Origin of the sequence: Paucibacter sp. XJ19-41, assembly GCF_028462495.1 — a bacterium.
Classification (GTDB): Bacteria; Pseudomonadota; Gammaproteobacteria; order Burkholderiales; family Burkholderiaceae_C; genus Roseateles_E.
In genome coordinates, this window is the sequence record NZ_JAQOWX010000047.1 from 1 (window position 1) to 12978 (window position 12978).

A 12978-nucleotide genomic window follows, 5' to 3' on the forward strand; every position below is an offset into this window, starting at 1 on the left:
CCGCTGGTACCGCAGCCCGCCTGGCTGCTGGAGCCGCCGCAGCGGCTGGAGGTGCGCGCCAGCCAGCCGCGCCATCTGGGCGAGCCGCTGCAACTGCTGACCCGACCGCAGCGCATCGAAGGCGGCTGGTGGCAGCAAGGCGCGGGGCCGGGCGTGGTGCAGCGCGACTATGTGCTGGCGCTGAGTCCGCAGGCCGGGCTCTTGTGGATCTACCAGCAAAGGCTCTCCAAGGACGAGGCTGGCTGGTTTCTGCATGGGGTGTTCGCATGACCGGCCGTTCGCCGGGCCGCCCCAAGAACGGCCGGGCCCCCTCGGGGGGCCGACCGCGTACCTGCGGGCGGGGGGCTACATGATCCCCGAGTACGCCGAGCTGCACTGCCTCAGCAATTTCAGTTTTCTGCGCGGCGCCTCCAACCCCGAGGAGCTGGTCGAGCGCGCGCACCGGCTGGGCTATGCCGGCCTCGCGATCACCGACGAATGCTCGCTGGCCGGCGTGGTGCGGGCCTATACCCAGCTCAAGCGTCTGCGCGAGGCTGAGCCGCAGGCCGCCCTGCCCCGCTTGCTGATCGGCGCCGAGTTCCTGGTGCGCGACGACGCCGGCGGTGAACCCGACTTCAAGCTGGTGGCGATCGCCCGCCATCTGGAGGGCTACGGCAACCTCTGCCAGTTCATCACGATGTTGCGGCGCGAGAGCGCGAGCAAGGGCCAGTACCGGCTGCACCGCGCCCAGCTGCAGCCCGGGCGGCTCGCCGGCTGCCAGCTGATCCTGCTGCCGCGTCGAGAGGCGGACGACGACGCTCTGCTGGCACCAGCGCTGTGGCTCTTGCGCCATCACCCGGGCCAGGCCTGGATCGGCGTCGAGCTCTTGCGCGAGATCGGCGACGAGCTGTGGCTGCAGCGCCTGCGCACGGTGGCCGAGACCACCGCGCTGCCGCTGCTGGCCTGCGGCGATGTGCATATGCATCTGCGCTCGCGCAAGCCGCTGCAGGATGTGATGACGGCCACCCGCCTGGCCAAGCCGGTGCGCGACTGCGGCCTGGACCTGCAGCCCAATGCCGAACGCCATCTGCGCAGCCGGCTGCGGCTGGCCCAGCTCTATCCGGCCGACCTGCTGGCGCAGACCCTGGTCTTGATGGCGGGCTGCAGCTTCTCGCTGGACGAGATCCGCTACCAGTACCCCAGCGAGGTGGTGCCGGTCGGCGAGACGCCGGCCAGCCATCTGCGCCAGCTGACCTATGCGGGCATGCAGAGTCGCTGGCCGGACGGCGTGCCCGACCAGTGGCGCGAGCGCATCGATTACGAGCTGGCCCTGATCGAAGATCTGAAGTACGAGCATTACTTCCTGACCGTGGCCGATATCGTCGCCCATGCGCGTCACCTCGGCATCCTCTGCCAGGGCCGCGGCTCGGCGGCCAATAGCGTGGTCTGCTACTGCCTGAAGATCACCTCGGTCGACCCGGGCCGCAGCACCCTGCTGTTCGAGCGCTTCATCAGCAAGGAGCGCAACGAGCCGCCCGATATCGATGTGGACTTCGAGCATGAGCGGCGCGAGGAGGTGATCCAGTACCTCTACCGCAAATACGGCCGCGAGCGCGCCGCGCTGGCCGCCACCGTGATCAGCTACCGCGCCAAGAGCGCGATCCGAGATGTCGGCAAGGCGCTGGCCATGGACGAGGCGCTGCTGGAGCGGCTGGCGCTGGACCACCATGGCTGGTCCGAGGAGTCGCTGCCCGACGAACGCCTGAGCCAGCTCTGCGCCGAGCTCGATCTGGACCCCGGCGGGCAGCCGCTGCGCCAGCTGGTGCAGCTCTCGCGCCAGCTGATGGGCATGCCGCGCCATCTGAGCCAGCATGTCGGCGGCTTTGTGCTGACCCAGGGCCCGCTGGACCGCTTGGTGCCGATCGAGAACGCGGCGATGAAAGACCGCACGGTGATCGAGTGGGACAAGGACGATCTGGACTCGGTCGGGTTGATGAAGGTGGACGTGCTGGCCTTGGGCATGCTGAGCTGTCTGCGGCGCTGCTTCGACTTCTACCGCCAGTGGCGCGGCAAGGATTACGACCTGGCCAGCATCCCCGAGGGCGACCCGCCGACCTACGAGATGATCTGCAAGGCCGACACCGTCGGCGTGTTCCAGATCGAAAGCCGCGCGCAGATGTCGATGCTGCCGCGGCTGCGGCCACAGAACTATTACGACCTGGTGGTCGAGGTGGCCATCGTGCGGCCCGGGCCTATCGAGGGCGGCATGGTGCACCCCTATCTGAAGAACCGCGCCGAGCACCGCGCCGGCCGCCAGATCGACTACCCCCAGGGCCTGAAGCCGGCACTGGAACGCACCTTCGGCGTGCCGATCTTCCAGGAGCAGGTGATGCAGGTGGCGATGATCGCTGCCGACTTCACGGCCGGCGAGGCCGACCAGCTGCGCCGCGCGATGGCGGCCTGGAAGCGGCCCGGCGACCTGCAGCAGTTCTACGAGAAGATCATCGGCAATATGCGCCGCAACGGCTACGAGGACGAGTACGCCGAGCGCATCTTCAAGCAGATCAAGGGCTTCGCCTCCTATGGTTTTCCGGAGTCCCACGCTGCCAGCTTCGCGCTGCTGACCTATGTGTCCTGCTGGCTCAAATGCCATGAGCCCGCGATCTTTCTGTGTGCGCTCTTGAACTCGCAGCCGCTGGGTTTCTACACGCCGAGCCAGCTGGTGCAGGACGCGCGCCGCCACGGCGTCGAGGTGAGGCCGGCCGATGTCAGCCTCAGCGAGATCGACAGCAGCCTGGAGCCTGCGCCCGATGCCAAACAAGACCTGGCCGTGCGCCTGGGCCTGCGCCTGGTGTCCGGCCTGTCGGCCGAGGCGGCCCAACGCATCGTCGCGGCGCGTGCCGAGGCGCCGTTTGCCGATGCGCAAGACCTGGCCCTGCGTGCAAGACTGGAGCAGCGCGAGATGCAGCAGCTGGCCGCCGCCGACGCGCTACTGTCGCTGGCCGGGCACCGTCGCCAGCAGGTCTGGCAGGCGACGGCCTGGCACAGGCTGCCACCGCTGCTGCGCGAGGCCGGGGCGCAGGAGGCCGAGGGCGAGGCCCAGCTGGCGCTGCCCGCCGCCGCCGAGGGCGAGGAGGTGCGCTGGGACTATGCGGCCACCGGCCTGACCCTGCGCAGCCACCCGCTGGCCATCCTGCGGCCGCAGCTGAGCCAGCGCGGCCTGCTCAGCTCGACCGAGCTGCTCGGCTGGCCCAACGGCCGCAGCGCCCGCACCTGCGGCATCGTCACCGTGCGCCAGCGCCCGCAGACCGCCAAGGGCACGATCTTCGTCTCGCTGGAGGACGAGGGCGGCAATGTGCAGGTCATCGTCTGGGCCGATGTCTACGCCAAGCACCGCTCCACCATCATCGGCGCCCGCCTGCTGGCCGTGCGAGGCCGCTGGCAGAAGGAAAAAAACGGCGTGGCCCATCTGCTGGCCCAGGACTTCCGGGACCTCTCGCACCTGCTGGGGCCCATCCTGATGCCCAGCCGGGATTTCCATTGAGGTCCGGGCTCAGCGCCCGGCCTGCCCCGCCCGCCACAAGCGCCAGATCGTCAGGCCGTTGACGCCGGCCACCACCAGCTCCAGCAAGGTGCCGCCCACCGAGCCGACCAGGGCGTTGTGGACCACCCAGCACAGCGTGCCGGCCAGCATCAGCAGCCGCATCTGCAGGCCTTGCAGCAGGAACAGTGCCAGGCTGCCCAGGCAGGAGGCGGCGATCGGCAGCAGCGAGACAAGGCCGCTGAACAGCCACCAGCCCAGCGCCAGGTTCAGGCCCACGAAGAGCGCCGCCAGCCAGCGCGAGCGGCTGTACATCGCCGCCACCGAGCGCCCCAGCGAGACCAGGGAACTGGCCACCGCCGTGGGCTGGCCCAGCAGCCAGAAATGCAGCACATAGGCCAAGCACTCGACCGCCATGAATTGCTTGAAGCGCCGGTCATCGGTCTGCAAAAAGCAGCCGACGCCGAACACCAAAGCCAGATAGCCCAGCAGCTGGGCGGGCGACAACAGGGAGGGCATCATCGGTGACAACAAGGCGGCGGGAGCAGGCGCTATTCTCGGGGGCGCCACCCGCTTTGGAGTCACCCGAATGATTGCGATGAAGTCCCGTCTTTGCCTGAGCCTGCTGGGCCTGATGCTGAGCGCCTGCGCCACGCCGCCCAGCCCGTCGCCACCAGCCGCGTCAGCCGCAAAACCCGACCCCCTGCTGGTCGCCGAGGGCCGCGAATGGCGGCTGGTGGAGCTGATGGGCCAGCCGGTCAAGCCCGACGCGGGCGGGCGCGTGCCGACGCTGAGCTTCAAGCTCGACGGCCAAAGCCTGCGCGTCAGCGGCCACAACGGCTGCAACGGTTTCTTCGGTCAGGCCGAGCAAGGCGCGCCGCTGCGCCTGCGCTTCGACAAGCTGGCCAGCACGCTGCGCGCCTGCCCCGACATGAGCCTGGAGCAGCAATTCATGCAGGCGCTGGAACGCACCGACAGCTACCACGCCGACGCCAAGCAGCTGCAGCTGCACCGCGCCCGGATGGCGCCGCTGGCGCGCTTCGAGCCGGCGACGCCGTGACGGCACTCGCCTTTCTTCACACGGCCGAAGTCCATATCGCCGGCTTTGAGCGCCTGGTCCAGGCGCAGGCGCCGGGGTTGCGGGTGCACCACGCCGTCGCAGCCCCGTTGCTGGAGCAGGCCCGCCGGCTCGGCGCCGACGATCCCGGCCTGCGCGCAGCTTTGCAGCAGACCCTGGCCAAGATGGCGAGCAGCAGCGGCGCCCGGCTGCTGGTCTGCACCTGCTCGACCCTGGGCGCGCTGGCAGAACAGGTCGATGGCGGCGACCGGTTTCGCAGCGCACGGATCGACCGGCCGATGGCCGAACGCGCGCTCACCCTCGGATCCCGCGTGCTGCTGCTGGCCGCGCTGGCCTCGACCCTGGCGCCCACACGCGCCTTGCTGCAGGACTGCGCCCAGCGTCAAGCTCGTCCGCTGCAGTTGCGCGAATTGCTGGTCGAGGCGGCTTGGCCGCATTTCATGGCTGGCGATACCGAGGCCTATCTGGACTGCCTGGCCGAGGCCTTGCGAGCCGAGGCCGCCGAGGCCGCCGAGGTCGATGTGATTGTGCTGGCCCAAGCCTCGATGGCGCCGCTGGCCGAGCGTCTCGCTGGCTCGGGCCCGCCCTTGCTGGCCAGCCCGGTGCTGGGCGTGCAATGGGCTTTGGCCCAGCCCGAACTGCAAGGACTCACTCGATGAGCACACACCCCCTGCTGTTCGAGATTGACGTCGGACTGAACGCACGCCGCTTCGACCCCGCCGACGCGCCGCTGCTGCAGGCCTTTCTCGAGGCCAACCCCGAGTACTTCGAGCGCATCGGTGGCGCGCCGCCCAAGCCCGACGAGGCCGCCACCGAGCTGGCCGAGCGGCCGCCGGCAGAGCTGAGCTGGCGCGAGCACTTCAATATCGGGCTGTGGCGCGAAGCGCCGGACACCGCGCCGGCGCTGATCGGCATCGCGATCGTCGACAGCGATCTGGTGATCGAGGGCTGCTGGCATGTGGCACTGTTCATCATCGCCACGGCCCTGCATGGCCAGGGCATCGCGCCGCGCTGCTACCGGGCGCTGGAGCAATGGGCGGCGGCTCAGGGCGCGCGCTGGATACGGCTGGGCGTGGTGCTGGGCAACGCCAGGGCGGAGGCTTTCTGGCGGCAGCTGGGCTTTGTAGAACTGCGCCGCCGCGAGGGTGTGCCGGCCAACGACAGGCTCAACACGGTGCGCGTGCTGCTCAAGCCCCTGCGCGAGCCCGATGTGGCGCCCTATCTGGCCCTGGTTGCGCGCGACCGGCCCGAATGAGGGCGGGCGCTGCTATCCTCGGCCGCAAACCCAACAGCCCAGAAAGCGCCCACCATGAACACCGTTCGGATCGCCGCCATCGCCCTGATCATCGCCGGCGTGCTGGGTTTGCTCTACGGCAACTTCAGCTACACCAAGGAAACCCATGATGTGAAGCTGGGCCCGATCGAGCTGTCGGTCAAGGAGAAGCAGACCGTCAATGTGCCGGGTTGGGCCGGCGCGGCGGCGATCGCGCTGGGCGTGGTGCTGCTGGTGGTCGGCGGCCGCAAGCCCTAGGCCCGCGCCTCGCCCTCAAGCCCGCGGGTTGGCGAAGAAGAAGCGCAGCATCTCGGCGCTGGCGTCCGGTCCCTGCGGGTCGGTGTAGGACCCGCCGGCACGGCCGCCCGACCAGGCATGGCCAGCGCCATGCACCAGCCAATGCTCGGCACGCGGGCGGCCCTGCGCATCGCGGTAGATGTCGCGGGTGTAGGCCCGTCCCTGCGAGCCGCGCTCGCGCTCAGGGGCCGCCATGCCGGCGGCGGCGATCTGCTCGCCGTTGCGCGGATGGACGGTGGCGTCCCGGTCGCCGTGGAAAACAATGGTCGGCGGGCTGTCGGGCGCTGACGCGGGACGGTCGCCGGCGCCGCCGCGCATCGCCGCCAACGCCGAGGGCAGATCGCTCGCCGCCCCCGCCGGCAGGCCGGAATGCACGCCCACAGCCGCGAACAGCTCCGGGTAGCAGGAGCCCAGGATTGCCGCCATCGCGCCGCCGGCCGACAGCCCGGCCACATAGACGCGCCGTGCATCGATGCCGTATTGCTGCATCACCTGCCGGGTCATGCCGGCCAGCAGTGCCGGCTCGCCGCTGCCGCGACGCTGATGGTTGTGCTTGAACCAGTTCCAGCAACCGGAGCTGTTGGCGTGCTTCGTCTGCGCCGGATAGAGGACCAGGAAACCCTGCGCCCGCGCGGCCTCGTTCATGCCGGTGCCGCGCGCGAAATCATCGGGATCCTGGCTGCAGCCATGCAGCATCAGCACCAGGGGCAAGGACTGACCCTGGCGATAGCCGGGCGGCACATAGAGCTTGTAGGCCCGGGTGCCGGCCGCCCCGGTATGGCTGCCGGGAAGAAACTGTTCGCCAGCGGCGGGCTCGGCGGGCTCGGCGTGCAAGACCTCGCGCGCCTCGACGTCGATGACATCGCCCTGATCCGCGCGCGCGGTCGCGCCGGTTGGCGATGGCGTGGCGGCACCCAGCGCCGACTGGATCAGCGCGGTGGCGGCCCGCAGATCGCCGGCCTGGGTCAGGCGCGTGGCCTCGGTCATCAGATGGCCGAACGATGAGTTCATGGGGAGGGTCTCGGTAAGGTCAGCGGATACGGTCGGCCAACGCCGCCTTGACCGCCGGGCTGGCATGCAAAGCGCCCAGCACGGTGATGGATTCGATGGCCGCCAGCGCGAGTTCCGGGCTGACGTCCGTCGCGATGCTTGCCAGGCCGAGCACGCGAATCTGCAAGGTCTGGCCGGCGGCCTGCAGCGCGCGGAAGTCGTCGGCGCTGAAGTGCTGGATGCCCAGCACCAGGGTCTTGCGCGCCACCGACTGCCGGACGGCCTCGGCATGCGTGGCCAGCTGGTTGCGGATTGCTGCCCGGATCAGATCGCTGCGGTTGGCATAAAAGCCTTCCTGCACCAGCAGGTCGATCTGACCCAGGTCGACAAAGCCGAGATTGATGGTGATCTTCTCGTCGACAGGTCGACCAGGAGCCAGGGAGGAGCTGCTACGTGCGGGCATAAGTCCATACTAGCACCATCCACTTGGATGGAACGATGAAATTTCTAGCGCAGGCGGATCTCCCCGCTCTCGCCCAGCGAGGTGGGCGGCTTGCCGGTGACCACCGCCTTGGCCATGGTGTAGAGCTGGGTCAGCTTGCTTTCCTTCATGTCCCAGTAGTGGGCGTGGATGATCTTGACCTCGACCAGGGCCAGATCCGGGTCATCGACCCCGCCGGGGAACCAGGCCTTGGCCAGCGGCGACCAAAGCTCGCAGGCCTTGGCCATATCGCTGACCACCCTGGCGCTGCCCGAGACCGAGACATAGCGGTCCTGATCGGGGTCGGCATAGGCCAGGTTGACCATGGCCTCGGCGGCCAGTTCGTCGACCGGCTCGCCGCTGCGCGACATGAAGAACCACAGGCAGTCATCGTCCTCCAGCTTCTGGTTCTGCGTGGTCATCGGCCGCGAGTGCAGATGGCTGTTGTCATGCAGGGTGGTGAACATCGCGAAGCGGATGTCCTTGATCAGGTCCCACAGCTGTTGGCGGGGTGTCAGGTCGGTGTTCATGGGCGCGCTGGGTTTGGGTGCATCGTCTTCAATCCCAGTAGCCGGGCCGGCCATGGGCTTGGTGCAGCCGCTCCTCGAACTCGCGGTTCAGCAGCACGCTGTCGTCGTATTCGGGGCTGTTCTTGATCTGCTCGCGCGTCAGCTGGGTGTAGACGGTTTTCTCGCTCCACTCGATGCGGTCGATCCAGTGCGTGGCGATCAGCACCTTCTTGCCGCCCGGCCACCAGTTGCGCGTGTCGACCACCAGATAGCGGATCGCCCAGGAGGCCTCGTCGAAGATGAAGTCCTTGACATGGCCGAGGCTGCCGTCGAGCGCATGGATGTCGTAGCCGCTGACATTGGCGCTGCTGCGCAGATGCACATCCTCGGGGGCCAGGTCTTGCTCGGCGCGCTCGATTTCGGCCTGGCTCTGCAGGCCGGTCGGCGGCAGCACCGGCAGGGCCTCCATCGCCCACAGGCCGACACCGCCCCAGTACTGCGGATAGTTGTAGTAGTCCAGATAGACCCGCTCATGGCGGCGCGAGACCGGCTTGTGGGTGTCGATGCCCGGGCTTTTCTCGACCTGCTCGCGGCTGAGTCCGACCTGGATCTGCTTGACCCGGCCCAGCGGCGGCTTCACCGCATAGGGCGAGATCAGCACCTCGCGCCCGGCCAGCCAGGAGCCGGTATCGACCACCAGATAGCGGATGGTCCAGGCCTGATCATCGAAATAGGCTTCCTTGACCTCACCGACCTCGCCATCGCTCGCGCTGAGCGTGGATCCGCTGAGTTGGCTGATGCTGTTCAACATGGCAAGACTCCTTGGGCTCTCACTGCAATGCCGACAGCTTGCCCTGCATCCTCGCCGCTGCCTGTAGGACAGCCGGCCCTTGCCATGCCGGAAAACCACGCTAGGCCAGATGCGTCGCCAGATGTTCGACCAGCAGCCGCAGCCGCTGCGGCATGAAGCGCTGGCTGGGCATCACCGCATGCAGCGGCAGCTCGTCGCCGATCCAGTCCGGGAACAGCTCGACCAGGGCGCCGCTGGCCAGGCTGGCGCGCACATCGAGCTCGCTCTTGTAGATCACGCCGCGGCCCTCCAGCGCCCAGCGATGGGCCAGCGCGCCGTCATCGCAGCTGCGCCGCCCGCGCACCCGCAGCAGCAGCGGCGTCGCTTCGGGCTGTTCACGCGGGCGCAAGCGCCATTCCTGCTCGATGCGGTTGCGTATCTTCATCGTCAGGCAGTCATGCGTGGCCAGCTCGCTGGGATGCGCCGGCCGGCCGGCACGGGCCAGATAGGCCGGTGCGGCCACCACGCAGCGCCGCACCGCGCACAGGCGCCGCGCCACCAGACGCGAGTCGGCCAGCTCGCCATAGCGCAGCGCCAGGTCGACATCGTCACGCACCACATCGAGCAGCGAGTCGCTGACGCTGAGCTGCAGCTCCAGGCCCGGATGCTGGTCGAGGAAGGCATCCAGCAGCGGCAGCAAGACCTGGCGCGTCAGATCGCTGGAGGCGCTGACGCGCAGCCGGCCGCGCAGCAGCGTGCGCGAAGCCGCGCCGGGGCCGCCCTCATCGAGCAGGGCCACGCCTTCGTCGAGCAGTTCCAAGGCCCGCTGGCCGTAATCGCGCAGCCGCTCGCCGGCGGCGCTCAGGCGCAGCGCCCGCGTGCTGCGCTCGACCAAGCGCACGCCGAGCCGGGTTTCGAGCTTTTTCAGCATCGCGCTGGCGGCCGCCGGCGTGATCTGCAGCGCGCGCGAGGCCGCCGTCAGGCTGCCGCCGCGTGCGCATTCGATGAGCAGGCGCAGCTCGTCTGTATTTTCAATTTTCATTTGAAACTGAATCGTATTAAAGCGGCTTTTTAAGAAAGACGGCAAGCCTCACCATAACAGCCATCGCAACGTTTCCCGAAGGAGTTCCCCATGCAAGCCATCGGCTATTTCAAGGCCCAGCCCATCACCGCCGACGAGTCCCTGCTCGATCTCGAACTGCCCGCACCGACGCCCGGCCCGCTCGATCTGCTGGTCGAGATCAGCGCCATCGCGGTCAACCCGGTCGACGCCAAGGTGCGCGCCAGCCGCAACAGCGCCGATGGCCACACGCCGGTGCTGCTGGGCTGGGACGCGGTGGGCATCGTGCGCGGCCTGGGTGCAGGGGTACAGGGCTTCGCCCTCGGCGACCGCGTCTGGTATGCCGGCGACATCACGCGCGCCGGCAGCTATGCGCAGTTCCAGACGGTGGACCATCGCATCGCCGCGCTGGCCCCGCGCAGCGCCAGCGACGCCGAGGCCGCCGCGCTGCCGCTGACCGGCATCACCGCCTGGGAGCTGCTGTTTGATCGGCTGGAAGTGCAGGCCCGACCCGAGCGGCCGGTCAGCCTGCTGGTGACCGGCGCGGCCGGCGGCGTGGGCTCCATCCTCGTGCAGCTGGCGCGCGCGCTGCCGCACCTGACCGTGATCGCGACGGCCTCGCGGCCCGAGTCCGCCGCCTGGCTGCGCGAGCTGGGCGCCCATCACGTGATCGACCACAGCCAGCCGCTGGCCGCGCAGATCGCCGCGCTGGGCGCCGCGCCGCTGCGCTATGTGGCCAGCCTGACCCACACGCCGCAGCACTTCGGCCAGCTGGTCGAGGCGCTGGAGCCGCAGGGCCGGCTGGCCTTGATCGACGACTTCGCGCCGGAGCAGCTCAATGTGATGGCGCTGAAGGGCAAGAGCCTGTCGCTGCACTGGGAGATGATGTTCACCCGCTCGATGCACACCACCCACGACATCGCCGAGCAGGGCCGGCTGCTGGCCGAGCTGGCCCGCCGCATCGACGCCGGCGAGTTGCGCAGCACCCTGGGCCAGGTGCTCGGCACGATCAATGCTGCGAACCTGAAAAAGGCCCATGCGCTGATCGAGAGCCAGCGCAGCATCGGCAAGCTGGTGCTGGCCGGTTTCTAAACGCCGCTAAACCTCGCTCAGCGCCGCCACCTGATCGCGGATCAGATGGCCGGCGATCGAGAAGCGCGGCGGGATGCCGGGCAAGGCATCGATCGGGAACCAGCGGGCATCCTCGATCTCGCCGGCCTGCGGCACGATCTCGCCGTCCACCCACTCGGCCGTGTAGGCCACCATCAGGCTGTGCGGAAAGGGCCAGCTCTGGCTGCCGTAGTAGCGCAGATTCGTGACCCGCACGCCGACTTCCTCGGCCACCTCGCGGTGCACACAGTCCTCCAGCGATTCGCCGGCCTCGACAAAGCCGGCCAGCGCGCTGTAGAAGCCCGGCGCATAACCCGGTGAGCGCGCCAGCAGCAGCTCGGGGCCGGCGGTCGTGCGGCGCCACACCAGGGCCATCATCGCCGGGCTCAGCCGTGGGTAGCAGACCTGGCCGCAAGCCGGGCAGCGCCGCGCCCGCTCATGCGCCAGCGCTTCGGTCGCCGTGCCGCAGACACCGCAGAAGCGATGGGTCCGCTCCCACTCCAGCACCTGGGCCGCACGCCCGGCCAGCTGCATCAGCGGCTCCGGCAGTGTCATCATCGCGGCGCGCAGCGGCAGCGCCTCGAAGCCCGGCGGCGCCTCGGCCAGTTGCAGCGCCCAGCAATCGCGCTCGTCCAGCCGGCCGAGATAGTGGCGACGCCCCTGCACCGGCTCGAACACCGCCGGCGGCTGCGGGCTCAAGACCTGCTCGCGCAGCAGCAGGCGGCCTCCGACAAAGACGAAGTGCCAGGCCTCAGGGGCGCTGGCTGCAGAGCTGGGGGGCGTAGTGGCGGCGTGGAATTGCATGGGGATGGACTTTATGCCGAAGCCGTTAAAGTCGTTGGCTGTCGTCGTAGCCAGCTTCGCAGCCTCTCACAGTCATCTTGACGCGACCTTTTCCCCCTTCCATGCAGCTGACCGGCCAGCCCCACCAACTCCCCTGCCCCCAATGCGCCGCGCCGATGGCGCATCTGAACCTGGCCAGCCATGGCAGCGCGAGCGTGCCGGTGGACCATTGCGCACCGTGCCGGCTGGTCTGGTTCGATCGGCTGGAGTCGGTGCAACTGGCAGGCCTGGGCTGGATCGCGCTGCTGCGCGAGTTGCAGGAGCCGCAGGGGCCGAGCGTGCCGCTGCCGGCGCCGCGTGCGGCCAAGCTGGCCTGCCCGGTTTGCCGCGTCACGCTCAAGCCGGTGCAGAACAGCACCCGCTTCGGCCGCTTCCCGGCGCTGGAGTGCCCGAGCTGCGGCGGCCATCTGCACAGCCACGCCGGTGTGCTGGCCGAGCGCGGCCTGGTGCGACCGCTGCTGCCGGCCGACCGCCGGGTGCTGCAGGACGAGCGCCGCGCGCTGTGCTGCCTGAACTGCGGCGCGCCCGCCGAGGGGCGCGAGGAGGCCTGCCGATATTGCGAGAGCCCGCTGCTGATGTTGGACCTGCCGCGCCTGACCCAGGCGCTGCGGCTGGGGCCAGGCCGTGACCCACAGACCGGCGAGCGCCAACGCCCCGCCGCGCTATGGGCCTGGGCCTGCCACGGCTGCGGCGCGGCGCTGGACCCGAGCCGCCACACCGCCTGCACCCAATGCGGCCATGCGGTGCTGGCGCCCTCGCTGCTGGACCTGACACCGCTGCTGGACAAGGTGGAGGCCGAGTGGCGCGCCGATATCGCGGCCAGAGCCGCACGAAGGCAGTCTCAGACCGCGTCGGCGCTGCGCCCCAACAAGCGGACCCGCGACTGGCGGGACACCACGATGGCCCGTATGTTGGACCAGCTCAGGGGAGACGCCGACGACGATGCCCCGACCGGGGCCGCGCTGCTCACCGTGCTGTGTGGAATCTTGCTGTTTCTGCTGCTTCGATGGTGGCTGGGCGGCTGACC

General features: G+C 69.3%; 14 protein-coding genes and 1 pseudogene. 8 read left to right on the top strand and 7 right to left on the bottom strand.

Annotation, left to right across the window (positions count from 1 at the left end):
* Together PO768_RS13715 and PO768_RS13720 are read left to right on the top strand one after the other, a co-directional pair.
* A pseudogene (locus PO768_RS13715) lies at nucleotides 1–270 on the top strand (DNA polymerase Y family protein); the annotation flags it as partial.
* Nucleotides 271–349: 79 nt separating this feature from the next.
* A complete protein-coding gene (locus PO768_RS13720) occupies nucleotides 350–3523 on the top strand; it encodes an error-prone DNA polymerase (RefSeq protein WP_272646501.1) in 3174 nt (1057 codons plus the stop codon).
* A 9-nt stretch (nucleotides 3524–3532) separates the two neighbouring features.
* On the opposite strand, the gene PO768_RS13725 is transcribed toward PO768_RS13720, so the two are convergent.
* Nucleotides 3533–4042 (bottom strand): YgjV family protein, encoded by a 510-nt coding sequence (locus PO768_RS13725; RefSeq protein WP_272646502.1) that lies wholly within the window; start codon nucleotides 4040–4042, stop codon nucleotides 3533–3535.
* 76 nt (nucleotides 4043–4118) lie between these two features.
* On the opposite strand from PO768_RS13725, the gene PO768_RS13730 reads away from it, so the two are divergent.
* Genes PO768_RS13730 through PO768_RS13745 form a run of 4 tightly spaced genes read left to right on the top strand, consistent with a single transcriptional unit; the run spans nucleotide 4119 to nucleotide 6129 of the window.
* Entirely contained in the window at nucleotides 4119–4580 is a 462-nt protein-coding gene (locus tag PO768_RS13730; RefSeq protein ID WP_272646503.1) for an META domain-containing protein, read from the top strand.
* Nucleotides 4577–5257, top strand: a complete 681-nt coding sequence (locus PO768_RS13735; protein ID WP_272646504.1) for an aspartate/glutamate racemase family protein — start codon at nucleotides 4577–4579, stop codon at nucleotides 5255–5257. Before PO768_RS13730 ends, PO768_RS13735 begins: the two co-directional genes overlap by 4 nt.
* On the top strand, nucleotides 5254–5853 hold the full coding sequence (locus tag PO768_RS13740; RefSeq protein ID WP_272646505.1) for a GNAT family N-acetyltransferase: 600 nt from the start codon (nucleotides 5254–5256) through the stop codon (nucleotides 5851–5853). Before PO768_RS13735 ends, PO768_RS13740 begins: the two co-directional genes overlap by 4 nt.
* Before the next feature lie 54 nt (nucleotides 5854–5907).
* Entirely contained in the window at nucleotides 5908–6129 is a 222-nt protein-coding gene (locus PO768_RS13745) for a hypothetical protein (protein ID WP_137941120.1), read from the top strand.
* 15 nt (nucleotides 6130–6144) lie between these two features.
* Here the strand turns inward: PO768_RS13745 and PO768_RS13750 are convergent, their stop codons facing one another.
* From PO768_RS13750 to PO768_RS13770, 5 genes are all read right to left on the bottom strand, one after another.
* Nucleotides 6145–7179, bottom strand: a complete 1035-nt coding sequence (locus tag PO768_RS13750; RefSeq protein ID WP_272646506.1) for an extracellular catalytic domain type 1 short-chain-length polyhydroxyalkanoate depolymerase — start codon at nucleotides 7177–7179, stop codon at nucleotides 6145–6147.
* Nucleotides 7180–7198: 19 nt separating this feature from the next.
* Nucleotides 7199–7621, bottom strand: a complete 423-nt coding sequence (locus PO768_RS13755; RefSeq protein ID WP_137941122.1) for a CopG family transcriptional regulator — start codon at nucleotides 7619–7621, stop codon at nucleotides 7199–7201.
* A 44-nt stretch (nucleotides 7622–7665) separates the two neighbouring features.
* Nucleotides 7666–8169 (bottom strand): pyridoxamine 5'-phosphate oxidase family protein, encoded by a 504-nt coding sequence (locus tag PO768_RS13760; RefSeq protein ID WP_272646507.1) that lies wholly within the window; start codon nucleotides 8167–8169, stop codon nucleotides 7666–7668.
* 28 nt (nucleotides 8170–8197) lie between these two features.
* Nucleotides 8198–8959 (bottom strand): PRC-barrel domain-containing protein, encoded by a 762-nt coding sequence (locus PO768_RS13765; protein ID WP_272646508.1) that lies wholly within the window; start codon nucleotides 8957–8959, stop codon nucleotides 8198–8200.
* A gap of 100 nt (nucleotides 8960–9059) precedes the next feature.
* On the bottom strand, nucleotides 9060–9980 hold the full coding sequence (locus PO768_RS13770) for a LysR family transcriptional regulator (protein WP_269838653.1): 921 nt from the start codon (nucleotides 9978–9980) through the stop codon (nucleotides 9060–9062).
* A 90-nt stretch (nucleotides 9981–10070) separates the two neighbouring features.
* Here PO768_RS13770 and PO768_RS13775 point away from each other — a divergent pair, with 90 nt between their 5' ends.
* Nucleotides 10071–11090, top strand: a complete 1020-nt coding sequence (locus PO768_RS13775) for a zinc-binding alcohol dehydrogenase family protein (protein WP_272646509.1) — start codon at nucleotides 10071–10073, stop codon at nucleotides 11088–11090.
* Between the two features lie 6 nt (nucleotides 11091–11096).
* Here the strand turns inward: PO768_RS13775 and nudC are convergent, their stop codons facing one another.
* Nucleotides 11097–11912, bottom strand: a complete 816-nt coding sequence (gene nudC / locus PO768_RS13780; RefSeq protein ID WP_272646510.1) for an NAD(+) diphosphatase — start codon at nucleotides 11910–11912, stop codon at nucleotides 11097–11099.
* 101 nt (nucleotides 11913–12013) lie between these two features.
* On the opposite strand from nudC, the gene PO768_RS13785 reads away from it, so the two are divergent.
* Nucleotides 12014–12976, top strand: coding sequence for a TFIIB-type zinc ribbon-containing protein (locus PO768_RS13785; RefSeq protein WP_272646511.1), 963 nt, complete (start codon nucleotides 12014–12016; stop codon nucleotides 12974–12976).
* The last annotated feature ends 2 nt before the right edge of the window (nucleotides 12977–12978 follow it).

What these genes read in the sequence shown, in the direction of transcription:
- nudC (WP_272646510.1), bottom strand. Translation starts at nt 11,912, where the DNA reads ATGCAATTCCACGCCGCCACTACGCCCCCCAGCTCTGCAGCCAGCGCC.
- PO768_RS13730 (WP_272646503.1), top strand. Translation starts at nt 4,119, where the DNA reads ATGAAGTCCCGTCTTTGCCTGAGCCTGCTGGGCCTGATGCTGAGCGCC.
- PO768_RS13760 (WP_272646507.1), bottom strand. Translation starts at nt 8,169, where the DNA reads ATGAACACCGACCTGACACCCCGCCAACAGCTGTGGGACCTGATCAAG.
- PO768_RS13755 (WP_137941122.1), bottom strand. Translation starts at nt 7,621, where the DNA reads ATGCCCGCACGTAGCAGCTCCTCCCTGGCTCCTGGTCGACCTGTCGAC.
- PO768_RS13745 (WP_137941120.1), top strand. Translation starts at nt 5,908, where the DNA reads ATGAACACCGTTCGGATCGCCGCCATCGCCCTGATCATCGCCGGCGTG.
- PO768_RS13740 (WP_272646505.1), top strand. Translation starts at nt 5,254, where the DNA reads ATGAGCACACACCCCCTGCTGTTCGAGATTGACGTCGGACTGAACGCA.
- PO768_RS13765 (WP_272646508.1), bottom strand. Translation starts at nt 8,959, where the DNA reads ATGTTGAACAGCATCAGCCAACTCAGCGGATCCACGCTCAGCGCGAGC.
- PO768_RS13785 (WP_272646511.1), top strand. Translation starts at nt 12,014, where the DNA reads ATGCAGCTGACCGGCCAGCCCCACCAACTCCCCTGCCCCCAATGCGCC.
- PO768_RS13725 (WP_272646502.1), bottom strand. Translation starts at nt 4,042, where the DNA reads ATGATGCCCTCCCTGTTGTCGCCCGCCCAGCTGCTGGGCTATCTGGCT.
- PO768_RS13720 (WP_272646501.1), top strand. Translation starts at nt 350, where the DNA reads ATGATCCCCGAGTACGCCGAGCTGCACTGCCTCAGCAATTTCAGTTTT.
- PO768_RS13775 (WP_272646509.1), top strand. Translation starts at nt 10,071, where the DNA reads ATGCAAGCCATCGGCTATTTCAAGGCCCAGCCCATCACCGCCGACGAG.
- PO768_RS13750 (WP_272646506.1), bottom strand. Translation starts at nt 7,179, where the DNA reads ATGAACTCATCGTTCGGCCATCTGATGACCGAGGCCACGCGCCTGACC.
- PO768_RS13770 (WP_269838653.1), bottom strand. Translation starts at nt 9,980, where the DNA reads ATGAAAATTGAAAATACAGACGAGCTGCGCCTGCTCATCGAATGCGCA.